The sequence below is a fragment of the Streptosporangium sp. NPDC000563 genome (assembly GCF_040299985.1).
In the GTDB taxonomy this organism is placed as follows: Bacteria; Actinomycetota; Actinomycetes; order Streptosporangiales; family Streptosporangiaceae; genus Streptosporangium.
Window position 1 is genome coordinate 1 of sequence record NZ_JBEPDA010000039.1, and the last position, 23,115, is coordinate 23,115.

At 69.0% G+C, this 23,115-nt stretch carries 28 protein-coding genes; 13 read left to right on the forward strand and 15 right to left on the reverse strand.

The window, feature by feature from the left end:
* Positions 1 to 90 precede the first annotated feature (90 nt).
* Positions 91 to 912 (forward strand): alpha/beta fold hydrolase, encoded by an 822-nt coding sequence (locus ABT352_RS38855; protein ID WP_350950060.1) that lies wholly within the window; start codon positions 91 to 93, stop codon positions 910 to 912.
* 166 nt (positions 913 to 1,078) lie between these two features.
* Here ABT352_RS38855 and ABT352_RS38860 read toward each other — a convergent pair whose 3' ends face one another.
* The 3 genes from ABT352_RS38860 to ABT352_RS38870 all read right to left on the reverse strand — a co-directional run bounded on the left by ABT352_RS38860 (position 1,079) and on the right by ABT352_RS38870 (position 4,095).
* Positions 1,079 to 1,564: a MerR family transcriptional regulator gene (locus tag ABT352_RS38860; protein WP_350950061.1), complete on the reverse strand. Its 486-nt coding sequence runs from the start codon at positions 1,562 to 1,564 to the stop codon at positions 1,079 to 1,081.
* A gap of 9 nt (positions 1,565 to 1,573) precedes the next feature.
* Positions 1,574 to 2,449, reverse strand: coding sequence for an SDR family NAD(P)-dependent oxidoreductase (locus ABT352_RS38865; protein ID WP_350950062.1), 876 nt, complete (start codon positions 2,447 to 2,449; stop codon positions 1,574 to 1,576).
* A gap of 293 nt (positions 2,450 to 2,742) precedes the next feature.
* Positions 2,743 to 4,095 (reverse strand): PLL family lectin, encoded by a 1,353-nt coding sequence (locus tag ABT352_RS38870; RefSeq protein ID WP_350950063.1) that lies wholly within the window; start codon positions 4,093 to 4,095, stop codon positions 2,743 to 2,745.
* A 260-nt stretch (positions 4,096 to 4,355) separates the two neighbouring features.
* Here ABT352_RS38870 and ABT352_RS38875 point away from each other — a divergent pair, with 260 nt between their 5' ends.
* Both ABT352_RS38875 and ABT352_RS38880 read left to right on the forward strand, forming a co-directional pair.
* Positions 4,356 to 5,036, forward strand: a complete 681-nt coding sequence (locus ABT352_RS38875) for a polymer-forming cytoskeletal protein (protein WP_350950064.1) — start codon at positions 4,356 to 4,358, stop codon at positions 5,034 to 5,036.
* A gap of 189 nt (positions 5,037 to 5,225) precedes the next feature.
* Positions 5,226 to 5,363 (forward strand): SDR family oxidoreductase, encoded by a 138-nt coding sequence (locus ABT352_RS38880; protein WP_350950065.1) that lies wholly within the window; start codon positions 5,226 to 5,228, stop codon positions 5,361 to 5,363.
* Between the two features lie 138 nt (positions 5,364 to 5,501).
* On the opposite strand, the gene ABT352_RS38885 is transcribed toward ABT352_RS38880, so the two are convergent.
* The 5 genes from ABT352_RS38885 to ABT352_RS38905 form a co-directional block, all read right to left on the reverse strand.
* The gene (locus ABT352_RS38885) at positions 5,502 to 6,443 is read right to left on the reverse strand and encodes an NADP-dependent oxidoreductase (protein ID WP_350950066.1); all 942 of its coding nucleotides are present in this window, start codon (positions 6,441 to 6,443) and stop codon (positions 5,502 to 5,504) included.
* 116 nt (positions 6,444 to 6,559) lie between these two features.
* The gene (locus tag ABT352_RS38890) at positions 6,560 to 6,802 is read right to left on the reverse strand and encodes a hypothetical protein (RefSeq protein WP_350950067.1); all 243 of its coding nucleotides are present in this window, start codon (positions 6,800 to 6,802) and stop codon (positions 6,560 to 6,562) included.
* 46 nt (positions 6,803 to 6,848) lie between these two features.
* Positions 6,849 to 7,085, reverse strand: coding sequence for a hypothetical protein (locus ABT352_RS40825; RefSeq protein WP_502992947.1), 237 nt, complete (start codon positions 7,083 to 7,085; stop codon positions 6,849 to 6,851).
* Positions 7,082 to 7,294, reverse strand: coding sequence for a winged helix DNA-binding protein (locus tag ABT352_RS38900; RefSeq protein WP_350950068.1), 213 nt, complete (start codon positions 7,292 to 7,294; stop codon positions 7,082 to 7,084). Before ABT352_RS38900 ends, ABT352_RS40825 begins: the two co-directional genes overlap by 4 nt.
* Positions 7,295 to 7,450: 156 nt before the next feature.
* Positions 7,451 to 8,002: a TetR/AcrR family transcriptional regulator gene (locus tag ABT352_RS38905; RefSeq protein WP_350950069.1), complete on the reverse strand. Its 552-nt coding sequence runs from the start codon at positions 8,000 to 8,002 to the stop codon at positions 7,451 to 7,453.
* Between the two features lie 98 nt (positions 8,003 to 8,100).
* On the opposite strand from ABT352_RS38905, the gene ABT352_RS38910 reads away from it, so the two are divergent.
* Positions 8,101 to 8,841, forward strand: coding sequence for an SDR family oxidoreductase (locus ABT352_RS38910; protein WP_350950070.1), 741 nt, complete (start codon positions 8,101 to 8,103; stop codon positions 8,839 to 8,841).
* A 95-nt stretch (positions 8,842 to 8,936) separates the two neighbouring features.
* Positions 8,937 to 9,602, forward strand: a complete 666-nt coding sequence (locus ABT352_RS38915; protein ID WP_350950071.1) for a GbsR/MarR family transcriptional regulator — start codon at positions 8,937 to 8,939, stop codon at positions 9,600 to 9,602.
* 181 nt (positions 9,603 to 9,783) lie between these two features.
* Here the strand turns inward: ABT352_RS38915 and ABT352_RS38920 are convergent, their stop codons facing one another.
* Both ABT352_RS38920 and ABT352_RS38925 read right to left on the reverse strand, forming a co-directional pair.
* Positions 9,784 to 10,068, reverse strand: coding sequence for a hypothetical protein (locus ABT352_RS38920; RefSeq protein WP_350950072.1), 285 nt, complete (start codon positions 10,066 to 10,068; stop codon positions 9,784 to 9,786).
* Between the two features lie 79 nt (positions 10,069 to 10,147).
* Positions 10,148 to 10,315: a hypothetical protein gene (locus tag ABT352_RS38925; RefSeq protein ID WP_350950073.1), complete on the reverse strand. Its 168-nt coding sequence runs from the start codon at positions 10,313 to 10,315 to the stop codon at positions 10,148 to 10,150.
* 171 nt (positions 10,316 to 10,486) lie between these two features.
* Here ABT352_RS38925 and ABT352_RS38930 point away from each other — a divergent pair, with 171 nt between their 5' ends.
* Positions 10,487 to 14,290 (forward strand): tetratricopeptide repeat protein, encoded by a 3,804-nt coding sequence (locus ABT352_RS38930; protein WP_350950074.1) that lies wholly within the window; start codon positions 10,487 to 10,489, stop codon positions 14,288 to 14,290.
* Here ABT352_RS38930 and ABT352_RS38935 read toward each other — a convergent pair.
* Both ABT352_RS38935 and ABT352_RS38940 read right to left on the reverse strand, forming a co-directional pair.
* Positions 14,279 to 15,538 (reverse strand): glycosyltransferase, encoded by a 1,260-nt coding sequence (locus ABT352_RS38935; RefSeq protein ID WP_350950075.1) that lies wholly within the window; start codon positions 15,536 to 15,538, stop codon positions 14,279 to 14,281. The two genes, ABT352_RS38930 and ABT352_RS38935, sit on opposite strands and share 12 nt — an antisense overlap.
* Entirely contained in the window at positions 15,535 to 16,164 is a 630-nt protein-coding gene (locus tag ABT352_RS38940; RefSeq protein ID WP_350950076.1) for a TetR/AcrR family transcriptional regulator, read from the reverse strand. The genes ABT352_RS38935 and ABT352_RS38940 overlap by 4 nt, the downstream gene beginning before the upstream one ends.
* A gap of 109 nt (positions 16,165 to 16,273) precedes the next feature.
* On the opposite strand from ABT352_RS38940, the gene ABT352_RS38945 reads away from it, so the two are divergent.
* From ABT352_RS38945 to ABT352_RS38970, 6 genes are all read left to right on the forward strand, one after another.
* The gene (locus tag ABT352_RS38945; protein WP_350950077.1) at positions 16,274 to 17,134 is read left to right on the forward strand and encodes an alpha/beta fold hydrolase; all 861 of its coding nucleotides are present in this window, start codon (positions 16,274 to 16,276) and stop codon (positions 17,132 to 17,134) included.
* 81 nt (positions 17,135 to 17,215) lie between these two features.
* On the forward strand, positions 17,216 to 17,503 hold the full coding sequence (locus ABT352_RS38950) for a hypothetical protein (protein WP_350950078.1): 288 nt from the start codon (positions 17,216 to 17,218) through the stop codon (positions 17,501 to 17,503).
* 489 nt (positions 17,504 to 17,992) lie between these two features.
* Positions 17,993 to 18,850, forward strand: a complete 858-nt coding sequence (locus tag ABT352_RS38955; RefSeq protein ID WP_350950079.1) for a phosphotransferase — start codon at positions 17,993 to 17,995, stop codon at positions 18,848 to 18,850.
* A 570-nt stretch (positions 18,851 to 19,420) separates the two neighbouring features.
* A complete protein-coding gene (locus ABT352_RS38960) occupies positions 19,421 to 19,750 on the forward strand; it encodes a PadR family transcriptional regulator (protein ID WP_350950080.1) in 330 nt (109 codons plus the stop codon).
* Positions 19,747 to 20,103, forward strand: a complete 357-nt coding sequence (locus ABT352_RS38965; RefSeq protein ID WP_350950081.1) for a DUF1048 domain-containing protein — start codon at positions 19,747 to 19,749, stop codon at positions 20,101 to 20,103. The genes ABT352_RS38960 and ABT352_RS38965 overlap by 4 nt, the downstream gene beginning before the upstream one ends.
* A 1-nt stretch (position 20,104) precedes the next feature.
* Positions 20,105 to 20,431, forward strand: a complete 327-nt coding sequence (locus tag ABT352_RS38970) for a DUF1048 domain-containing protein (RefSeq protein WP_350950082.1) — start codon at positions 20,105 to 20,107, stop codon at positions 20,429 to 20,431.
* On the opposite strand, the gene ABT352_RS38975 is transcribed toward ABT352_RS38970, so the two are convergent.
* The 3 genes from ABT352_RS38975 to ABT352_RS38985 form a co-directional block, all read right to left on the reverse strand.
* A complete protein-coding gene (locus ABT352_RS38975; protein WP_350950083.1) occupies positions 20,358 to 20,930 on the reverse strand; it encodes a hypothetical protein in 573 nt (190 codons plus the stop codon). The two genes, ABT352_RS38970 and ABT352_RS38975, sit on opposite strands and share 74 nt — an antisense overlap.
* Before the next feature lie 222 nt (positions 20,931 to 21,152).
* Positions 21,153 to 21,317 carry a hypothetical protein gene (locus ABT352_RS38980; RefSeq protein ID WP_350950084.1) on the reverse strand — a complete coding sequence of 55 codons (165 nt, stop codon included), beginning with the start codon at positions 21,315 to 21,317 and terminating at the stop codon, positions 21,153 to 21,155.
* A complete protein-coding gene (locus ABT352_RS38985) occupies positions 21,314 to 22,378 on the reverse strand; it encodes an alpha/beta fold hydrolase (protein WP_350950085.1) in 1,065 nt (354 codons plus the stop codon). The genes ABT352_RS38980 and ABT352_RS38985 overlap by 4 nt, the downstream gene beginning before the upstream one ends.
* 80 nt (positions 22,379 to 22,458) lie before the next feature.
* Between ABT352_RS38985 and ABT352_RS38990 the strand changes: the two genes are divergently transcribed.
* Positions 22,459 to 23,046 (forward strand): helix-turn-helix domain-containing protein, encoded by a 588-nt coding sequence (locus tag ABT352_RS38990; protein WP_350950086.1) that lies wholly within the window; start codon positions 22,459 to 22,461, stop codon positions 23,044 to 23,046.
* The last annotated feature ends 69 nt before the right edge of the window (positions 23,047 to 23,115 follow it).

A 23,115-nucleotide genomic window follows, 5' to 3' on the forward strand; every position in this document is an offset into this window, starting at 1 on the left:
CCGACATGCCGCAGTTCGGCCGGGCGATGATGGACGTCTTCTCCAAGTCCATCAACTCCGCGTCCGCATGAGCACACCTGGCCGGTCTCGGTGACGACACTTCGGACCGTCACCGTCGACGGCTCTCCCGTCCACGTCATGGAGAGCGGCACCGGGCCCGCGGTGCTGATGCTGCACGGCTCCGGACCCGGTACGACCGGGTCCGGAGCCTGGGCGACGACGGCCCAGGCGCTGGGCACGTCCTGGCGCCTGGTGGCTCCTGACCAGGCGGGGTTCGGCCGTACCCCGATGCCGGCGGGCTCCAGGGGTGGGCTCCGGCTGTGGACCGAGCAGGCCGCGGGCCTGATGGATGCTCTCGGTGTCGAGCACTACGCCGTGGTGGGCCACTCCATGGGCGGTGCCGTGGCGCTGGCGTTGGCGGCCGCGCGTCCCCGGCAGGTCACCCGTGTCGTGGCGGTCTCGACGATGGGCGCCCCCGGGGCGCCGCTGTCGGCCGACCTCGACGCGCTCTGGGCCGCCCCCGCCGGCGTGCCCGGGGCACGAGACATGTTGAGTCGCCTCGTCCTCGACCAAGCGCTCGTGACCGAGTCGGCCGTCGCCGCCCGTGCGGCCGCGATGCGAGAGGGGGCGGCCGCATTCGCGTCGTTGTTCCCTCCTCCCAGGGCACGTTGGGCCGACGATCTCACCCTCTCGGCGCAGACGCTGGCAGGGATCCGCGCGCCCGTGCTGCTCGTCCACGGCGCCGAGGACCGAGTCACCCCGCTCGAGACGGCAGCCCTGCCCCTGCTCGAACACCTGGCCGATGTCCGTCTGCACGTGCTCGGCCGATGCGGGCACGTGCCGGCGCTCGAGCACCCGCACGACTTCAGGCGACTCCTGTCGTGCTTCCTCGGCCGGGAACGAGGTGACTGATCGCTGCGACAGGTCCGCAGCCGTGCTCAAGCAGGGCGGACACGGCTGCACCACCGTCAAGAACTGCCAGGACGATGATGGGGCTTTGCCTCTCGCCGCAGTGACGAGGCGGACCGTGCCGACTGGGCGCGGTGGACCCGTTCGGCGCGGTTCGGTGCCGAACGGGTCAGGCCTTGCCCGCTGACGACGGTCCGGCGTGGCCGCCGTAGGTGGCGATCTTGTATTCGGTCGCCGCCAGCGACAGGGTCAGCTCCTTGAGCTGCCGGCGGATCGTCTCGCGGTGTTCGAGCAGCAGGTCCAGGCGCTCGGGGACGGTGTCGTCGCCCTCATCGGCCAGCCGCACGTAGTGCTGAAGGTCGCGTATGGCCATCCCGGACAGGCGCATGCGGGTCAGGAACACCAGCCTCCGTACCGTCTCCGCGTCGTAGCTGCGGTGGCCGCTGGCGTCGCGGGCCACCTCGACCAGTCCGATCCGCTCGTAGTAGCGCAGCGTGTGCGGCGACATGTCAAGCAGGTCGGCGACCTCCGCGATGGTCATGAGGTCGGTGGCGGCGCCGACGTCGACGAGGCGGTGGATCACCTCGACCGACATCGGGCCGTCGACCTCGTCGAGGGCGGCGAGCGCCCTCGACATCAGATCGTCCGTGGCCATGGCGACACTCTAGATCGGCCGGACGGACGCGGGGGCGCCGGGAAAGTCGGCGGCACGCGCGGCAGGGGCCCAGCGTTCGAGCTCCTCCAGGTTCTGCCGGTAGGACCTTCCGATGCGCTCGACCGCCTCACGCCCGAGCGGAAGGCGCAGCGGCGGCTCCTCACCGGCGACCAGGTCCACGATGATCTCCGCGGCCCGTACCGGATCGCCCTCCTGAATCCCGTCGGCGCTCGCCATGTCGTTGCGGACGGCCTCCAGCAGCCCGGCGTACACGGCGCCGGCGTCGGCGACCCCGAGCACGCCGGGCGCGTTGAACGAGGTGCGAAACCGGCTCGGCTCGACGATCATCACCCGGACCCCGAACGGCGCGACCTCGCCGGCCAGCGCCTCCGACCAGCCTTCGAGCGCGAACTTGCCGGCCGAGTAGGCGCCGACGCCGGGGAAGGAGACGCGCCCGCCCTGGCTGCTCATCTGCACGATCGTGCCCGACCCCTGCTCGCGAAAGTAGGGCAGGACGGCCCGCACGAGCGCCGCCGGACCCAGCAGGTGCAGTTCCAAAGACGCGCGAAGCTCCTGCTCGCCGACCTCCTCGGCCGCGCCGACGACCCCGCGGCCGGCGTTGTTCACCAGCACGTCCACCCGATCGAACCGTTCGGCCGCCGACCGTACGACGTCCCCGGCGCGCCCGGTGTCACGCACGTCGAACTCGGCGACCAGCACCTGGTCGCGGTGGGCGTCCACCAGGTCGGCCACCGCCCCGGGCCGCCGCACGGCCAGCACCACGTTGTCGCCCCGCCCGACCGCGCACTCGGCGATGGCACGACCGAAGCCCGCCGACGCGCCAGTGATGATCCATGTCCGCCGGGTCCCTGGTTGAGATGTCATGCCGGCGATGCTAGGAGTTCGAGCGCGCTCGAACGCAAGCGCGGCATCCGCCGCCGCTCGTCGACGGCCCTGACAGCACCCGCCCAGTACGTGGACGGCGCGAACTCCGGCACGGCACAGATCGATTCCACACCGAACCGTTCGCGATGGGTATCGCAGTACTTCCTCCAGCAGGGCGCGTGCGGCGTCGTTGTCGCTGACGGCGCAGTCCCAGATCACCTGCTCGCCGTCGCTGGTGACGTGGAACGCGAAGAACGCGCAGCACGCCTTTTCACAGGCGGCAGTGGCGGCTTCTACCCATGACCGCGGTGCACGCAGAAGAGCTGGTCTTCGGTGCCGTAGGGTTCGCGGTAGGAGACGATGGCGGGACCTTGAGCGCTCAGGTGGCCGGGCAGCCGGATGTCGGGGCTCCAGCTGGCTGAGTTGAAGCTGGTCCACCACAGGCTCTGGTCGCCGGAGCCTCGGTGCACGCAGTACAGCCTGTTGTTGAAGACGGCCAGGGCGGGGCCCTCCGCACTCCGGTGGGCGGGCAGCCGACGTGCGCTGCTCCAGCGCGTGCCGTCGAAACTGGTCCACCACAGGAAGTGGTCGGAGCCTCCACCGCGAAACACGCAATACAGCACGCCGCCGTAGACGGCCAGAGCGGGGTTGGAGGCCGTGAAGTGGCTGCCGAACGGCTGGTCGTTGCTCCAACTGGTGCCGTTGAAGCGGGTCCACCACATCTGATCGCTGTTGGCGTCCCGGTAGGCGCAGTACAGCATGCCGTTGAAGGTCGTCAGGGCCGGGCCTCGGCTGGACGCGCCGTTCATGCGGGTGTCGGGGCTCCAGCGGTTGCCGTCGAAGCGGGTCCACCACAGGCTCCTGTCGTTGCCGCCGCCGCGGTGCACGCAGTACAGGAAGTTGTTGTAAACGGCCAGGGCAGGGCCGTCGGCGCTGCGATGGGCGGGGAAGGGGACATTGTCGCTCCAGCCCTCGTTGCTGCCGGGGTCGTAGGCGGTCCACCAGAGCGATTCGTCCCGGTCACCGCGGTGCACGGCGTACAGCCGGCCGCGGAACTCGGCCAGCGCCGGATTGGACCTGGACAGGTGGCCGGGGAATCTCTCGTTCTCGCTCCAGTTGTGAGAGGTGTTCATGGTCGTCCACCACAGCGAGGTGTCCTGCCTGGGGGCCAGAGAGATGGGAAGAAGCATCCCCGGGGCGAACCAGGGCGACACCAGCCGACAACCGTGGTCCCTGCCGACGATCTGGATGATGAGAGAACGGATCTGGAAGGAGAGCTCGATCAACCGGCCGAGCGTCCTGGGACGGACGGCCATGGCCACGATCTCCCCTACCAACTCCGAGATCTCGGCGGCGGCTTGGGCGGCCGCGGCGTTGAGGACGATCTCAAAACCCCACCATCTCGCGTTGGCGTACACCTGCCTGCCGTTGGCGTTCAGCTGCGCCTCGATCTGGCGAGTCCTGTCCTGGTCGGCTTGGGGGAGCCGGCTGGTCTGCTCCTCGAATTCTTCGCGGGCCTCGTCCAGATACGCCCGGGAGATCCGCTGCGCCTCCTCGGGGGAGACGGAGTACGGGATGGCCTGCCAAGCGGCGAGGGCGTCGGCCTCGGCTCTGGCCTGGTCCCGGCTGGTGCTTTCATCGGGCATGCGATCACGTCCCATTCCGTAGGAGGATCCGCCGCGAAGCTCGTCAGCGGCCTTGAGTATCCGGCCGTGCCCCACTACCGGCAAGGGCGTGCGGGTGGCCGAATGAGGCCACGGGCATAACGGACCGTCGCGGGCCGGTTGGATACGTGAGCAGGCCACTGGGCCTCCGCTCGATCGTTGGGGGCCGCAGCAATGTACGCGCCACATCCAACGTCGGTTTCGAGACGGTACGACTGCGTTTCATTGCTATGGTCGCGCGCATGCGATCGAATTACCTCGCCTGGGACGATGCGGTGGACCTGTTCGAGCAGCGCGGGCTGCCGAAGGAGACCTACGAGAACCTTTACGAGGAGGAGTACATCCTGGTTCCGGGGTCGGCCGCGGTGACCGGAGAACTCCCCCTCGACGAGCACGAGCGGACGCCGTGGCGGGAGGGCACGCCCGAGGCGGCAACCGGGTACATCGTGGACGGTGACCTGGTCGTCGACGGGAACATCACCGATGTGGACGACGGGGCCGCCGCTCTGGTCGTCCTCGGGAACCTGCGGGCGCGGAACATCTACCTGGCCGGCGACGCGAAGCTGGTCGTACGCGGCCACGTGACGGCCGAGACCTTCGTCGGCGACATGACCGACAAGCTGGTGATGATCCATGGGGACCTGCGCACCACCGTCTCGCTCTTCTGGAACGAGTTCTGCCCCGACCTGGTCACCGGCACCCTCCACGGCAGGACCCTCGCGCCGGCCTACCTCGACCTGTCCACCGCCTCCATCGGCGCTCTGGTCGACCCGGCACCCGAGGTTCCGCTCAGCCGCCTCCTCGTACCCGAACTGCTGGTCACCGGTGCCCCCGGCCCCGACGACCTTGCCGAGCTCGGCATCCGCGGCGACGCCCTGCGCGACCGCCTGCTGGCCGGTCTTCCCCTCGCCGCGACCCTCTGATCCGCGTCGTCGCAGGAAGGTCAGGGCACGCTCGCGCCATGGCGGGCGTTCCCGCGCGGGCCTCAACCTCCGGCCTGAAGGCCGGAGCACTGGCCCGCACTCTGGTCGGCGTAGCGGTGACCAATGGACGTCAGCCCGGAGCGCAGGTCCCCGGCCTGAGGTCGTGCGACGGTGTCGCCGGTGTCGCCGGTGTCACGTTGCCAGGACGCGCTCGGCCGCGTCGGCGAACCCGAAGAGATCGGCGACGCCATCGCCGCACTGGCCTCCGAGAGCCTGCGCTGGGTCACTGCCCAGCGTATCGAGGTCTCCGGCGGCGTACTCCTCTGACGAGGAGGTACACGGATCCGGTCCGCGGTGGCCGGTGTGCGGGGACGTCACCGGCCACCGGGGTGTGCAACCCGCCACGGCTTCAGCCATAGGGGCGAGCACTGCGGCGAACGCGCGGTGGGGACCGAGTGCCTTCCTCTAGTCGAGGGTGGCGCCGGGGGCGACGAAGACGACCTTGCCGTTGATCGGGGCGGTGGCGACTTCGGCGTGCACCTGCGCCAGTCCGGCCAGCGGCACCCGCCGGGTCGCGCCGAGGTGCAGCTTGCCGGCGTCAAGCAGGGTCGCCAGCTGGGTGAGCTGTTCGGCGTCGGGACGGAAGAAAAGATTGATCCCCCGTACGCCGCGGGCCTCGTCGGACGCAGCGGGCATCCACACGGTGGTGTTGACCAGCACGCCGCCGTCCCGGATCACGGTGGTTAGAGCGGCCATCTGCTCCGGGGCGATCGGGGCGAAGTTGAGCACGACGTCGACCGGCTCGGACAGCTCCGGGATCCCGGGACCGTGGATCTTGTCGGCGCCGGCCGTCTTGGCCTGCTCGGAGCTGCGCGGGCCGGTCGTGGCGATCACGTACGCGCCGGCGTTCTTGGCCAGCTGCACCGCGTAGCCGCCGACGGCGCCGCCCGCGCCGTTGATCAGCACCCGCTGGCCGGTGGTCGGCTTCGCGTGGTCGAACAGCGCCTGCCACGCGGTGAGCCCGACCAGCGGTAGTCCGGCGGCGTCCACCAGCGGGACGCTCGTGGGGGCTGCCGCCAGAATCCGGGCCGGGGCGATGACGTACTCGGCGGCCGCGCCGGTGCTGGTCAGCGGCAGGGCGCCGATCACCCGGTCGCCGACGTCGAAGCCGGTCACGTCCTCGCCGAGCGCGTCGACCGTGCCCGCGATGTCGATGCCGGGGGTGTGCGGCAGCCGGATCGGGATGGGGCCCTGCATGACACCGGCGCGGATGTTGCCCTCGACCGGGTTGAACGACGTCGCCGCCACCCGGATCCGGACCTCGCCGGCGCCGGGGACCGGCTGGTCCACGTCTTCGTAGCGCAGGACCTCGGGGGTGCCGTACTCGTGGAAACGCACTGCCTTCATGACGAGCCTCGTCTTTCTGAATCCGTTGTGCTTCGACTTCGAAGCACTTCTGAAACTAGCATGTTTCGAATTCGAAGCAAATGTGATGTGGCGGGTGACATCCGTCTCGGCCGGGGTTAACGCCGGTCGGCAGAACTCTCCTCGTTGCTCGCGGCGGCCGGAGCACGGAGCTTCTCGTGGCCGGCGGAGCCGGGGGCAGCCGTGAAGATCAGCAGCGTCTGGCGCTCCGCCGGACAGATCAGCAGGTGGCGATACAGTGCCGACCCGCCCAGTGCGACATGCCGATAGCACCTCGGGCGGTGTCGAACGGGGACACCCGCCTCGACGAGGTAGCGTTCACGCGCCGACGGGTCGCTCAACCAGCGATCGACCAGAAAAGGCGACGATCCATCGGTCCGGAGGTAATCACCGCAGCCCACCGGTACGACGCCGGGCGCCCCGCGGCAGCCCCACCTCCTCCGGCTGCAGTGCTTCCCGGCGGGCCCGGAGAAAGTCCGCCAGCAACGCGCGGTCCATCACTCTCTCCTCGGTCGGTGTGGTTGTGCCGAGCGCGAGGCTTGGCGGAGCGGGGGGAGCGGCGCGCATGTGGTCGCGGACCCGGCCCAGGACGGCGTCGAGCGCGGTGACGTCGTCGCCGGTCAAGGGTTCGAACAACAGGTGCCGGACGCGGCCGGCATGCCCGGGAGCACCTGGGCGAACAGGGCGCGGCCGACGGCGGTGGCCGCCGCCATGACGCTGCGCTCGTCACCCGGCGACGGAGAGCGGGTGATCAGGCCGCGTTTGTCCAGCGAGCCCGCCTGATAGGCCGGCCCGCTGCGGCTGTACACGACATCGTCGGCCAGGTCGGTCATCCGCAGCTCGCCCCGCGCGCGTCGGCGAGCCGGGCACGGGGAAGCGTTCGGCTCGCACCTGGTTCAAGCCGAGGACCTGCGCTTTGCCGGCGCCGGCCGGACCAGACGTCTTCGATGATCTCGACGCCGAGAGCAACCCGGCCCGATCCGATCGCTTCAGGTGTGACGGCGCAGGCCGTCGAGGATGACGCGCAGGAGGTGGTGGGCGCGGGCGTCCCACTCCGTGGGCTCCAGGCGGGTCAGGTAGCCGATGAGCAGGATGACGTCGCGGGCGTCCACATCGGGGCGGATGACGCCCTCGGCCTTGCCTGCATCCAGGAGCCTGGTCAGCGCCTCGCCGATCGGGCCGAGACTGTGTGCGGACAGGTCCTGCCACACCCCCACCTCGACGGCCGCGAACACCTCGCGCTTGATCTTCGCGTACTCGGCCACCCGGTCCAGCCAGGCGGCCAGGGCGGGCAGCGGCGCGTGCTCGGCGAGCAGTCCCGGCGCGGCGGCCACGAGGTCGTCCACGTCGTTGCGGTAGACCTCGGCGAGCAGGGCCTCGCGGGTCGGGAAGTGTCGGTAGAGGGTGCCCTGGCCGACGCCCGCCCGCTTGGCGATCTCATTGAGTCTCACCTCGTTCGCGTTGGCGATGACCTCTCGCGCGGCCTGGAGGATCCGTGCGCGGTTCTCGGTGGCGTCGGCTCGGCGGCGGGATGCGTTCATCGGTCCTCTGCATCGCGGGCCGGTTAAACGGACACGTGTCCGGTACGGTGAGAGCATCCAACCGGACACGTGTCCATTTTACTGTGGAGGGAATCCCCATGTCAGCCATCAGCGGCAAGGTCGTGGCCATCACCGGGGCGAGCAGCGGGATCGGCGAGGCCACCGCGCGCTTGCTCGCCGAGCGAGGCGCCGCCGTCGTGCTCGGCGCACGGCGGACGGAGCGGCTCGACGAGATCGCCCGCCAGATCCGCGACCGCGGCGGACGCGCCCTCACCCGCGCCGTGGACGTCACCGCCCGCGAGGACCTCGAACGGCTCGTCGGCCTGACCGTGACGGAGTTCGGGCGGCTCGACGTGCTGGTGGGCAACGCCGGCATCAGCAAGATCGGTCCCGTGGCCGACCTCGACGTGGCCGGCTGGTCAGCGATGATCGATGTCAACCTGCGCGGCGTGCTGCACGGCATCGCCGCCGCGCTGCCGGTGTTCCGCGAGCAGGGGCAGGGCCACCTCGTGACCACGGTGTCGACGGCCGGTCTGAAGATCACCCCTACGATGGCGGTCTACGCCGCGACCAAGAACGCCGTGCGCACCCTCCTGGAAGGGTTGCGGCAGGAGTCCACCGACGGCGTGCTGCGGACAACGGCGATCTCGCCGGGCTACGTACATACGGAACTCGCCGACTCCATCGACAACCTCGAGGTCCGCGAGGAGATCCGCCGCACCATGGACCAGTACGCCATCGCGCCGGAAGCCGTCGCCCGTGCCGTCGCCTTCGCCATCGAACAGCCGCGCGACGTGGAGATCAGCGAGATCGTCATCCGCCCGACGACCCAGAACTGAGCCGGTCGCCCGCGGCCAGGGGCGATGCCCTCCGATACGCGTCCCGGCCGGACGCCGCGCAAGAGCGAGTACGTGAGTTCGTGGAGGAGTTCGCGGTGCTGCTGTCAGGGACCGGCCTGCAGCGGATGGCCTCTCGGGTCCTCGCCGGCCTGCTCACTGCGGAAGCCGACGGCCTCACCGCGGCCGACCTGGTGAAACGGCTACGGGTAAGCCCAGCTTCGGTGTCCAAGTCCATCGGCTACCTGGAGACGATGGAACTGGTGGGGCGGACCGCCGACCCCGGCGGGCGGCGGGAGCGCTACACCGTCCACGAGGACGCCTGGCTGCGGGCTTGGCAGGCCGACACCAGGGCGCACGCGAACGTCACGGAGGCCACCCGGCGCGGGATCGAGCTCTTCGGCGCCGACACGCCCGCCGGGGCCCGGCTCACCCAGATGAATCACTTCTTCGCCAGGCTCAGCGAGCAGATGCACGGCAGCAGCCTCACCGATGCCGCCGTGCGTGACGCCCTGACCGTCATCGCCGCACTGGTGTACGGCGCGCGAGCGCTCACCCTGGACGAACTCGCCGCACCCCTGGGGTGGCCACCCGAGCGTACGGCCGAGGCCCTCGACACGATCGATCGGCATCCGGACCTGGCCGACCCGCTCATGCTGCAGGCTGAGGGCGGCACCTACACCATGGAGCCCAGGCCCGACCGGCTGACCGCCGCCCAGCGCGAAGCGCTCCAGGCCCGCCTGCTGGAGCGACCTCAGCCCTGAAAATGCTCCCCGGGACTCGTGCGATGAGGGGGCCGCTCGCCGCTGGCTGGAAGGAAGAGGTGGCGGATGTTGCCACCGTCGCAGGGCACGTCCCGGCGGTGGAGCTGATCCACCACGGTCCGCTCGTGGACTTGGCAACATCAATCGGGAGATCGAACGGCAGGCTACCGCCCTGGCCTCCTCAGCCGCCGGCCTCCCGCTGCTGCTCCATCGATTCCTCACCCCCGCCGGCGTCGGGCACGCGTTGATCGGTGCGCGGCAGTGGATCCCCGCCGAGCAGATCAGCGACCCGATCAAGGCGATCACCACCGGGCTGCCCCTGGAGCTGACGTTCGCGACCAAGGGTGGGCAGGCGGATCCTGGCAGCGCAGGTGCTCGGCCAGGATGCGCTGGGCGGTTTGGTGTGCTCGCGCTGAGAGATGGCGAGCGCGAGCCCCTGGCCACCACCGCGCTGGGAGGCGTGCAACAGGTAACGGTCGGGGGAAGCGAGCCGACCATGCCTGAGATCTCGACGCGAGGAAGTCTTGCGGTTACGGTACGTATCGTTATCGCCTGCCCCAGATGGCGCGTAGTACTTCGGCAAGAGCGCGCAACACCTGAGCCAGGTCGGCCGATCGGGAAGCGCGGGTGGTAATGAGGACCATCAGCACCGCGGCCAGAGCCGTGCACATCACACCGATGATCGGGGCCAGCGCCAGAGGGTCAAGGTTCATCGAGTCGTCCTTTTCTCGTCCGATTGCGACGTTCCTCAGTTCAGCCAATGGCTGGCAGGGCGGGAAGAACGGTCGGAGACGCCGGAGGGAGGTGATGAAGCCCCAGGTGGTGGGGGTGTCCGGGGCCTCTCACGCCGGATGGGCCGGATGCGCCGTACGGGCGGGAGGCCCATGAGCGGGCCCAAGCAGCTGCCGCCCGACCGGCAGAGGTTGCGTGACGCGCTGCGGGCGCTGCGGGACCAGACCAAGAACAGCCGAAAGCTGTCCCAACAGGATCTGATCAACCTGGCCAACCGGCGGCTTGCCGAGCTCGGGTTGGAGGTGCTGGCCCCGCAGACGGTGAGCGGCTGGCTGGCCAGGGGCAGCGTCGCCCAGGATTTCCGGCAGTTGTGGGTGCTGCTCCAGGTCATGGTGGAGCTGACCGGGCGCCTGCCGCCGTACGACCCGAAGCACCCCTTGTGGCTGAGTGAGTTTCGCTGGTGGAAGACGCACTGGGAGAAGGCAGGCACCTCTGGCCCCCGCAGAGCCCTGCGGCGAGAGGACCGGGAGGATGAGGACCGCCCCAGTCCAGGGGGCTTGCTGCTCGCGGCCGACGAGGGGCGGACGGCCGAGTCGAAAACACCCCGGACAGCGCCGTCATCGCTTGATCCGCTGTATCAGCCGCTGCCCCCGGGTGCGCCAGAAGTGTGGTTGTTACAGCCCCGCTTCGGCGTGGTGCCGTACTTGGCGCGAGAAGGTCTGCTTGAGGAGCTGGAGGCGTGGTGCGCCGAGGACCGCATGTTCAGCATCGGCGTCGTCTCTGGCGAGGGTGGGTCCGGCAAGAGCCGGCTCGCCGCTGAGTTGGGCACCCGGATGCGGGAGCGCGGGTGGGACTGCGGCCAGGTGCCGAACGTCGAGGCGCTGACCGAGTTCACTCCGAGGTCTGCCACCTTGCTGGTGATCGACCACCCGGAGCAGTTGCTCGCCGTCCTCGGCCGCGTGCTGGAACAGCTGGCCAGCCGAGTGGCCGGGCCCCGAATGCGCGTGTTGCTGCTGACCCGCCAACAGGCGGCGCGGTCGCACTGGTGGGCTGAACTTGACCGGACCAGCCACCGGACCGCGACGGGGTTCGGCAATTTGCACCTCGACCTGGGCGCTCATGCGCTTTCCCCGAACGAGCGCCGGGAGCACGCCGAGACCGCGATGCGGGCATTCGGCCGCTACCTCGGGATCGACGAGGTCGGGGCAGTGCCTGATCTGACCGACGACGACTTCGCCAATCCGTTGCTCGTGCACGTGGCCTCCTTGCTGGCCGTGCACGGTCGGCGCCGCGGAACAGAGTCCGCCGGCTCCATGCGTGAGGAAGTGCTGGCGTACCTCCTGGCTCGGGAGCAGAGCCGATGGGCTCGTCTGCGGCCCGCGCACCAGCTCGCCGATTTGCACGAGACGCATGCTGTGCGCGCCGTGCTGGCCGTGGTGCTGGCCGGGCCCTCAGCCGGTGAGGCGGCTGAGCTGCTCGCGGCCCTGCCGGAGTTTTCCGGGTCGGCGCAACGGGAACGGCGTGGTCGTATCTGCTACTGGCTGGCCGACCTCTATCCAGGACAGCGGCCGCTGGCATCGTTCGGGCCGGATTTGCTGGTCGAGCAACTACTCGATTCCGCGGCCGGCAGCACCGCCGACCTCGACGATGTGATCGCCGCCGTGCACGACCACGGCGCGACGAGCGCACGCCATCGCAGTCGGCTGCTCGCGACCTTGCGATTGGCCGCGGAGCGGCGACCGGGTGTGTTCTCACCGCTACGCGGCTACCTGGTCAAGAACCTTCCTGCGCTCCTGAAGCAGGCGCTGGATGACCCCGACGCTCACCTGGCGACCATGTTGGACAGCGCACTGGTGTTCTGCGGTGAGCGACGAGACCCCGAACTGAAACTCGCCTTCGCCTGCGCCTACCTTCAGACGGCCGTCCCCACCCACCACGAACGTGGCGCGCAACTGCTGTACACCACGATGCGGTTGGCGCTACCCGTCTTCCGGGGAGTGGCCAAGATCGACCCAGAAGACGGCCTTGACGCTCTCCACGTGGCACTGCACCTGTTGGTCCTCCGCAGCGGGCAGGCGAGCCAGCCCGAGGAGGCGCTCGAGTGGAACCTGGAAAGTGTGCGGGTGAGTCGGCAGCTCGTCGACCGAGATCGCGACCGGTATCTTGCGCAACTGTCCTTCGATCTGAGTAATCTCGCCGCCGCCCACATAAAACTCGGCCAGAGCCGGGAAGCGCTTGCGGTCGCCGAAGAAGCCGTCACGCTGCAACGAGAGCTCGCCGAGCGTGGCGGGGGAAAGGACACCGGGCTCGCCATCGCACTGCACCGGTTGAGCGGTATTCAGGTGGAGCTGGGTAACTATGACCAGGCGCTGGTCTCCAACGCCGTGGCGCTGCCTGTGCTGCAACGGTTTGCCGACCAGGGCGACGGCTACTATCTGCCCCTGCTGGCTGAAGCCCTCACCCACCGGGGTGCCATCCTGACCGGTCAACACCGATACGAGCAGGCCCTGGCCGCCATCACTGAGGCATTTAGGCTGCGTGAGCGCCTGGCCGAGCAGTCGCCGGACACCGATCTGGCCCTCCTGCAATACGGCCTGCACAACCTGTCGCGCGGGAAGGAGAATCTCGGCCGCTACGACGACGCGCTGGCGGATGCGGCTCGCGGGGTCGCCATCAGCCGCGAGGCTTGCGCGGCGAACCCACGACGCCACCGGATCCTGCTGATTCGCAACCTCAACCAGGTTGCCCAGCTTCACCTCCGACTCGCCCAGCCAGAGCAGGCGGTCGCAGCGGTCGAAGAAGCGGTCGTTCTCGCCAGACAGGGCACTGAAGCAGAACTCGCCGAGTCGCTGGCACAGCTCATCAAGGTGCTCACCAGCCTGGGCCGATACGCCGACGCCTTGCCGGTCTGCCTGGAAGCCGAACCACTGCTGCGGCGGCTCATCGACTCCCGGCGGCACTTACTTTCCCTGCTGGTCTCGGCGCTGACCGACCTCAGTCAGGTTCTGGACAACATCGGCCGACCGGACGAAGCCCTGGACACGGCGCGCGAGGCCACGGACTTCGCGAGACGGCTCGACACCTCCGAAAATTCGAGGCTGGCACGTGCCTTGGTCAACCTCGGCGACCGATATGCACGATTGCAGCACTTCCCAGAGGCGCTGTTACACACCGCGGAAGGGATAGAACTGTTGCGCACGGCCGACCAACCGGCCGCGCTCGCGACCGCCCTGGCCAAGCTCGCCGACCGGCACGCTCGTCTCGACCACCGCACTGAAGCGCTGGCCGCGGCCCTCAAGGCAGTGCTGCTGAGCGAAGCCGTACACCAGTCCGATCCCACCCGGCACCGCATCGACTACGCCTACGCCCTGAAAGTGCTCAGCGAGATTCACCGCAGCTTCGGACGACCCGCGGACGGACTTCCTCCCCTCGCCCGAGCGGTGCAGCTCTATCGGGAACTCGCCGAAGCCGACGCCAGCGACTACCACCGATCCGGTCTCGCCGCAGCCCTGCACAGTCTCGCCGACCTCCAGGTCGTGACCCGCCAGTACCACGAGGCCGCCGACAGTTGCCGGCAAGGCAACCAGATTTACGAACAGCTCGCCGACGCGAACGAAGATCATTACCTGGGCAGGTACGCCGGATCGCTCGAGAGCCTGCGCGCGACTTTGGTTTTTGCGGAACGCATCGAGGATGCGCTGCCCGTGGCGCGCCGACAGGTAGAGGTCGCACGTCGCCTGGTCACCAAGGATCCGGGATTCCGCGAGTTCCTGACGCGAAGTTACGGCGGACTGACCAAAACGCTGACCTCGCTCGGAAATTTCACCGAAGCACTCCGGGTGGACGCGCTGGCCAAGGCGGACGCTGTTATGCCGAATGGCGCAGCTGGTGCGGGTCGAGACCGACGATGTCGCTCGAGTCCCACGCCGCGACGTCGTAGGCGGTCAGGCCAGTGATTCCAAGACGGTGATCGCGCTCTTCGTGCCGTCTTCGCCGCGGATGGCGTCGGCGAGCTGGCCGGCGCGCCGGGCCATGGTCTCCTCGCCGGTGGCCTGGCGGATCGCGGCGGCGAGTCCTTGCGCGGTGAGGTGGCGTTGCGGCAGGGGTGCGGAGGCGACGCCTGCGGCGTGGGCTCGGGCGGCCCAGAAGGGTTGGTCGGCGACGAAGGGGCAGATGACCTGCGGCCGTCCCGAGGCCAGCGCCGCGCCGGTGGTGCCGCTGCCGCCGTGGTGGACGATCACGGCCATCCGCGGGAACAGCCAGTCGTGCGGGGCCTGGTCCAGCACGAACACCTCCTCGGTCCGAGCGGGCAGGTCGTCGACGGCGATGCCGCCCCACCCGGACACCAGCACCGCGCGCATGCCGGTCAAGCGAATCGCGTCGGTGACGACGCGGCCGATGCGGTGAGGGTCGGTGCCGGCCATGCTGCCGAACCCGATGTACACCGGTGGCGCTCCGGCGGCCAGGAACGCCGCCAGGTCCTCGGGCGGCCTCCAGGTGGAGGCCGCGGGCAGGAACCAGAACCCGGTGGTGTGCACCCAGGCCGGGTAATCAGTGCCGGGGGGCAGCAGGTGGCGGCTGAAGCCGTGCAGCACGGTGGCCGGGCCACCGTCAGGGCGGCGCAGAAAATCGTGGCGGCCGCGCCGGCGGGGCAGGTCGAGCATCTTGTCGGCCACCGCGCCGAAGGAGCGCAGCATCATGCGGAACGGCAGGTAGGAGGCGCGGTTCAGCGCCCGCGGCAGCGGCAGCGGGATCATCGGGTTGGCAAAGGAGGCGGTGGGCACCCACACCGGTTGCAGCAGCGCCGCCACGGCGGGCACGCCCAAGGCCTCGGCGATGCGATGGCCCGGGATGCTCGGGCCGTGCACGACGAGGTCGGCGCCTGCCTGTGCGACGGTGACCATGTCGGTGAACACTCGCGCCATGAGCGGCTTGCTGGCCCGCATGACCTGCAGGGCGACCTTCTTGCCGGCCAGGCCGCGGTAGTTGGTCTCGATCGCCTGGCGGATGTGGGGGGCGTCGAGGAGGGTGTTGGGGCCGTCGTGCACCGGCGCGAAGGGCAGGTTGTGGGGTTCGGCGAGGGAGGCCGAGGCGGCCGGAGCGGCCAGCACCGCGTGATGGCCGGCGTTCTGCAGGGCCAAGGCCAGGGCGGCGTACGGCTGGACGTCGCCGCGGGTGCCGTGGGTGAGGATAAGGACTTTCATGGCGTTCCTCGGTTCGCGGCGGCGGAGTTCCAAGCGCTGAGCAGGCGCTCGTCGGTGAACACGCCGTGGGTGAGCATGTCCAGGGAGGTCTGCGAATAGCGCAAGGTGGCGTCGGTGCTGTGCAGGTCGGCTACGCCCAGCACTCGGGACAGGTGCTCGCCGAAGGCCAGCGGCGCCAGCAGCCAGGTCACATACAAAGCGGCGCGGGCCCGGGCGTCGCCGGTGGGGCGGGCCCACCCTTCGGCGCTGCCTTGGTCCAGCCATGCTTGGGTGGTCTCGACGATCTCGTCGAACAATGCGGCCGCCTCGGGGGTGGCGTCGAGGAAGGCGCGAGCCAGATAGCGCCGCACCGGTTCGGCCTCCTCCAGCATGGCGGCCAGGCCGGAGGCGTCTGCCAGGTCGACCGGGTCGTCGGGGTCACCGCGCACCAGCGAGATCACGTACTGGTCGCACGCCGCGCGCAGGCCCTCCTTGGAGCCGAAGTGGTGTACCACCAGGGCGGGCGAGACCCCGGCTTTGGCGGCGATGGCCCGGATGCTCACCCGGCCCACGCCTTCAGAACCGAACAACTCCAGGGCCGCGTTCCCGATCCTGGCCCGCGCGGTGAGATCATTGTCTAAACGCATGTTCAGCATGCTAAACAAACGTTCAGTCATGAGGGAAGGGGGTGAGGCGTCAAATACGCGTCAACGAACCGGTTATATCGCCGGTGGCAGGCATGCGAGCATTGCGATCATGACGATCTCGGAGCGAGAGACGATCACCGCCCACCTGGCGGCGGGGCCGGTGGAGTACCGGCTGGAAGGTGACGGCCCCCAGACTGTCGTGATCTTTCACGGTGGTCACATGCGGGCCGCACTGGCTCTGGGCGAGGAGGTCTTCACCACCTCGGGTCACCGGGTGCTCGCGCCTTCTCGCCCCGGATACGGGCGGACCCCCCTGGCCACCGCCACCACGCCCGCCGCCTTCGCCGACGTCACCGCAGACCTGTGCCACACTCTGGGCACCGAGCAGGTCGCCGCGGTGGTGGGCATCTCGGCGGGCGGGCGCACCGCTGTGACCATGGCCGCCCGCCACCCGCACCTGGTGCGCCGGGTGATCCTGCAAAGCGCGGTCGGCTTCGGCCCCTGGCCCGACGACCGACGCACCTATCTGGGGGGCCGTCTGGTGTTCAACGCCCGCGTCGAAGCGGCGTCCTGGGCGGTGGTTCGGCTGCTGATGCGCGCGGCGCCGCGGGCGGGGTTGCGATTGTTGCTGCACGACCTGTCCACCCGGCCCGTTCGCCAGGTCATGGACGGCCTGAGCGAGCACGACCAGGCCGAACTCCTCGCACTGTTCACTCTCATGCGTTCCGGTGCGGGCTTCGTCAACGACATGCTGCCTGTGCCCGACTGCACCACGCAGGTCACCCAACCGGCCTTGATCATCGCCACCCGCACCGACCGCTCGGTCCCCTTCACCCACGCCGAATCCCTCGCCGCGGCCATCTCCCAGGCCGAACTGGTGGAAAGCCGGGCCGATGGTCACATGATCTGGTTCGCCCCCGACTACCCCGCGATCACCGAGAAGATCAAAGACTTCCTCGCCACGGCCTGAGCACGGGGCGGCCGGAGTAGGCCCGCGAGGAGGATCGGAACGGTCAGTAGCGACAGGAAGACGAGGCCGACAAGTCAGCAGGTGGCTCAGCGAGCTTGCGGGGTCAGCGTCGGCGGTGACCTTGACCGAGGTCTGTTCACCAAGGCGAACATAGGTGCCGAGGCTGGCCGGGTGCTGGTGGCGGGACTCGGCCTGGAGTTCGGCGGCGGTGCGGCCGGCGGCCGCCGCTCCGTTTCACCGATCCATCACTGCGGCGAAGCCTTCGGGCGTCAGGTCCGCGACGGGGCTGGCGCCGCCGACGTCGATGAGCTGGGCGAGGCTGTCGTCGTAGCTGGCGCGGTGGTGACGGCGGGGATCTGGTCCAGATAGCGGTCGACGGCGGCCGTGATGGTGCAAACGCCGGACGGGTTGGGGTAGCCGGGGAACACGACGACAGACACGAGACCTCCGCGGGAGGATGTGACACATGACGTTGCCGAGTCGCCTCCGGTCCGGCCGATGGAGAGCCGGGTGGGAGCGGCCCGGCGGATGCCAGTGCGCCAGGGGGCCCCGTAGCGAACAGCGAAAATCCAACGGATATGGATCTGACCTGCGGTTAGTGGGTTCGGCGTGGTAGGGCGAGGAGCCGGTGATCTCGGCCACGGCCTCGCCGCCGAGGCGGGTGTAGCGCACGGCGCTGCTTCGGAATGATCCGGACGTGAGCGCTCTCCGTGACCGGCCCCTGACGGCACGGGACGACTACGGCCTCGAGGTCCGCTGTGCCCGGCCGTGCTGACCTGGTCAGACGCATCAGACACTCGGCCGGGCCAAGGGCCTGCGCCGCACACATCACCTCCAGCAGGGAGAGGCACCGAACACGTGAAGGACACCGAGATCCCGCGGGCGGTGGCCGCGGCCGTCGACACGGCCGCCGAGTACGGTCTGGGCGCCGACGACGCCGCCGTGCTGCACAACTCGAACCGGATCGCCGTCCGGCTGCGGCCCAGCGGCCTGCTCGCCCGGGTCGCGCCCCTCGCGCACCGCCTCGACTTCGAGGTCGAGATCGCCCGGCGCCTCGTCGGGACCGGCAGCCCGGTGGCGGGTCTGGATCCGAGGGCCGAGCCCCGTGTCCATGTCCGCGATGGCTTCGCTGTCACCCTCTGGACCTACTACGAGCCCACCGCCGCACCCGAGAACCATCCACCCGCCGCCTACGCCGACGCCCTGGCCCGGCTGCACGCCGGCCTGCGCCGCATCGACTTCGCCGCACCGCGCTTCACCGACCGCGTCACCGACGCCCTCCGGGTGGTCGAGGACCCCGCCGTCAGCCCGGACCTCGGCGCCGCGGAACGCGCCCTGCTGAGCGACACCCTCCACGGAATCAGCCGCGCGATCCTGGACCGCGGCACGCGGCAACAGCTCCTGCACGGCGAACCGCACCCCGGCAACCTGCTCGCCACCGCGGACGGACCGCTCTTCATCGACCTGGAGACCGCCTGCCGCGGACCCGTCGAGTTCGACCTCGCGCATGCTCCGGAGGACGTCGCCGCGCACTACCCAGGCGCCGACTCCGGGCTGCTCACCGACTGCCGGATCCTCAGCCTCGCCCTCGCGGTCTCCTGGCGTTGGGACCGCGACGACCAACTCCCCGACGGGCGCAGAAGGGGCCGGGAGTGGCTCGCCCAGATGCAGGCCGACCTCGACCGCCGGGAGCACGCCGCCGGTGGCGGCCACTGAGCGGCGCCCCCGCCGAACTGGCCACACTGCGCCGTCTGGTCGACGACGGCGTCTCGGTCACCGAGGCCGCCCGCCCCCTCAAGATCGGCCGCTCCACTGCCTACGAGGCGCTGGCCCAGCGCTGAGCAGCGGCCCTGCCGTCCCGCGGCCCGTTTCTGCCATATTCCGGTGACACCCCCGGACGCTCCAATTGCTCATCCGACAGGAACCGCGTTGACATCAACCGCCTCGTACGTCACAGAACACACCAACCATGACGAACCGTAGTCGAGGAGATCGACAACCGTCCCAGAAACCTGCGTAACCGCAGCTCAGAGGCGTATCTGTTGGATTTTCGCTGTTCGCTATGGGGACCCCGACAGGTAATGCAGATTCTGTGTCACATACGCCGCGCCGAACGCGCCCGCCGCTACTCATTTTCCCGACACCCAGCGTTGGCCAGCCGCCCACCCGCCCTTACGCGCTTGCGGTCCCGGCTGACATTCCCAGCTACTCGGTGTTGCTGAATAGCGGTAGTTGGTGTTACTTTGTACCGGTAGTCAGTAGTACCGAGTAGCTGGAAGGGGGTCCATGGACAAGCAGATGACGGAGATGCTCAAAGGCACACTTGAGGGCTGCGTGCTCGAAATCATCGGCGGCGAGGAGACCTACGGGTACGCCATCACGCGCCGGCTGAACGAACTCGGCTTCGCCGACGTCGTCGAGGGGACGGTGTACACCATCCTGCTGCGGTTGGAGCGGAACGGGCTCATCCAGGCGACGAAACGGCCCTCTGAGGTCGGTCCGCCACGCAAGTTCTACACGCTCAACGACGCCGGACGCGAAGAACTCGCAAAGTTCTGGGCGAAATGGCAATACGTCTCATCACGCATCAACAGCCTCAAGGAGAGCGGGAGATGAACTTCTGGGAGACCGTCACAGGCAGCGATCTCACCAAAGAATGGAAGGCGTTCGAAGCCCGGGCCGAGGCCCTGCCGGACGACCACCGGGCGGCGTGGGAGCAGATCAAAGGGCATCTGTTCCCCTATGGAAGCTTCACCGGCCGCAACCTGATGCCGATCTTCGACGCCGTCCTGGGGCTGCTGGAGGAGACGGCAGCGGACAGGCAGAGTGCCCAGGAGGTGCTCGGCGACGACATCGCAGGCTTCTGCGCGGCGCTGACCGGCGGAGAAGGGGCCCGCACCTATCGCGACCGGTGGCGCAAGCAGTTGAACAGGAACGTCGCAAGGAAACTGAGCCGGCTGGGAGGCTGACGTGGGCATCCAAGACATCATCGAGGGCAAGAAGCAGTGGCGGGCGCACACGGCACGCGTCAAGGCGCTCCCGCCCGACTACCGGATCGTCTACAAGGAGATGCAGAAGTACCTGTTCAAGGTCGGACCGGTCGACCTGCCCGACGGGCCACTGCTCCCCGGGGTCGTCGACTTCTTCGAGGAGGGTGCCGCCGCGGGCAAGGGGGTCCTGGAACTCATCGGCAGCGACGTCGCCGCGTTCTGCGACGACCTGATCAAGGACTCTCCCACCTACGCGGAGATCTACCGGGAATCCATCGGCGGGGAGCCCGGCGCGAACGAGAAGTAGCCCGCTCGCCCGGTGCCGGCGGAGTTCTCCGGCCGATGAGCCGAAAGAGCACCTCAGCCCCCTGTTTGCTGCTGCGCGCGCCAAGCCGCGCCAGTCCTCCCGCTCGGTCGGCGATGTGGGCGGCGGTGTAGTAGCGGCGCGCGACCGGTTGCTGGTGGGCCAGGTGGGTGACGTGGGCGTCCAGAACCCGGCGGATCGCGTGATAGTAGTCCCAGGTCTGGCCCATGCCGTTGTTGTTCGCCATGAGGCTGAGCAGTCGGCCGGTGTGGTCGATGAGGTCATCGTCGGGGTCGGGTGCGGTGATGGCCTCGTGGACGTCGGCTGCTTTGGCGACGGCGCCGACGTAGTAGCCGTTGAGGATGTCGCCGTTGATGGCTTCGCGCAACAGCCACGGGCGGGCGGCGGGCCCTTCGACCTGGCAGAGGGCCTCAACGATGTTGACTCGGCCCCATCCCGCGGTGCGCTGGGCGAGCCAAAGGAGCGCTTGGCCGCCGCCCATCCGCCGTTTCAGCGCGTGTGCAGCCAGGGGGCCGAAGGTCTCCGACAGCAGACCGATGTGCTTGATCAGGTCGATGTCCTGCTCGTCCCAGTCTGACGCGAGCAGGGCGAGGCCAACGACCGTTCTCGATCACCTGACGCTCGAATGTGACCGGTGGCAGCCCGTCGTTGGCGCTGTGCCGCCTACGCGTGTTGTAGAAGTCCGCGATCCAGGTCGCGATCCTCAGCCGGGCCTCGGCCCGGCGCCACATCCCAGGTCGAGGGCATCGCCGGGCTGCAATGCCTCGGCTGTCTCTTTCAACACCGGGTTGGGGTGCCCGGTGCCGCCGCCGCGCCGGGCGGGGTGGTGCTGTTCCCAGAACGACTCGGCATTGAGTGCGTCGGTCATCGGTCCGCCCCACTCGCGAAGAATTTCACCAGCTCGGTGGTGACGAACTCGGGGTTCTCCTTGATCAGCCAGTGCCCGGCCTTGGGCACCTCGACAGCGCGGGTGATGTTGGACATGAGGGGCTGGACCGTCGAGCGGGTGAAGTCGAGCGTGCCTTCGGCTGTCAGCAGCATCGTCGGCATGGTGATCGGCTTCGCGGCCTTGTTGTCCCGTTCGTCCTGGTCCAGGGCGCGGTAAAGCTCAAACCCACCGGTCAGGACCTGCGGGCGCTGGTATGTGCGGGCGTATTCGTCAATCTGTTGTGCGGTGAAGGGAGCCTTCGCGCCCGGCCCGCCGAAGCTGGTCCCACCATAGGCAACATACCCGTAGAAAAGAGACAGGTAGTCACGGACGTCGTCGTCGACCAGCAGCTCGGGGAACCCGTCCTGGTTGTGGAATGACATGTGCCAGCTCGCCTGCCGGTAGGCGTTCGCGCTGAGGGCGGGGCCGGGCATCGGATAGTCGAGGTGGGCGTACTTGACGACCTCGTCCGGGAACTGTGTGGCGTACTGGAACGCCACACCGGCGCCGAGATCATGCCCGACCAGCTTGATCTTGTTCAGCCCCAGCTTGCCGGCGAGCAGCCGGTGGACGTAGCGGGCCAGGGTGGCCTTGTCGTAACCGGACGGCGCACCCTCGCTGTCGCCGAGTCCCGGCAGATCAAGCGCATACACGGTGTATTTCTCGGCGAGCGCCGGCATGATCTCGCGCCACGAGTACCACGACTGGGGCCAGCCGTGCAGGAGGACGAGCGGCTCGCCGGTGCCGCCGGTGACGTAGTGCATCTTCACGCCGTCGACGTCGGCTGTCTCGTGCTTGAATCGACGGTTGAACTGGGCGTCATCCCGGGTGGCCGCGTCGTAACCTGCCGCGATGGTGGCGCTCGCTTGCTGCGACGTCGTGTTCTGCGCCCTGCCGCCGGTGGTCGTGCAAGCTGTCGTCAGGACGAGCGCGGCCGTGACGGCTGCGACGGTGCGCGACCACCGTGTTGCTGGTCTCGAAGTTGCTGCTGATGTGAGCATTGGTTACTTACCTCCGCTACCAGCATGACCAGCAGCGTTGCCTATTTGCGAGAAACGTTGCGGATCCGCATCATGGGTTCATGAACGTCACGTCGCACGACGTCCTTGCGGGCGTCGGCCCGCGCCTGCGCGCACTACGTCAGGCCCGGAACATCTCGCTGGCCGCCTTGGCGGCAGAGACCGGCCTGACCGCAAGCACGCTGTCGCGTCTCGAGAACGGGAAACTGCGCCCGACACTGGAGCAACTGTTGCCGCTGGCGCGGGCGCACGGCGTCCCGCTCGACGAACTGGTCGCGGCCCCGCCCACCGGCGATCCACGTATCCACCTGCGGCCAGTACGGCGATCCGGCTTCACCGTCGTGCCGCTGACCAGACGTCCCGGAGGCATCCAGGCCTACAAAGTGATCTATCCACCGGCCGGGAAATCGGCTACGACGACACTGCAGACCCACGAGGGGTACGAATGGTTCTACGTACTCAACGGATATGTCAGGCTCGTCCTCGGTGACCAGGAATACCAGCTAGGCCCCGGCGAAGCCGCAGAGTTCGACACCCGTATCCCGCACCAGATCGGCAGCGCCGACTCTCAGGCCGCGGAGCTGCTCACGCTCTTCGGCGCGCAAGGCGAACGCGCCCACCTATCGCCCTTCCTGACATCGCCCACCTGAACGAACCGGCTCTGGAGTAAACATTTCACCCAAGCCGCGTCGAGGGTGGCGCGACCAGCGACAGCATCC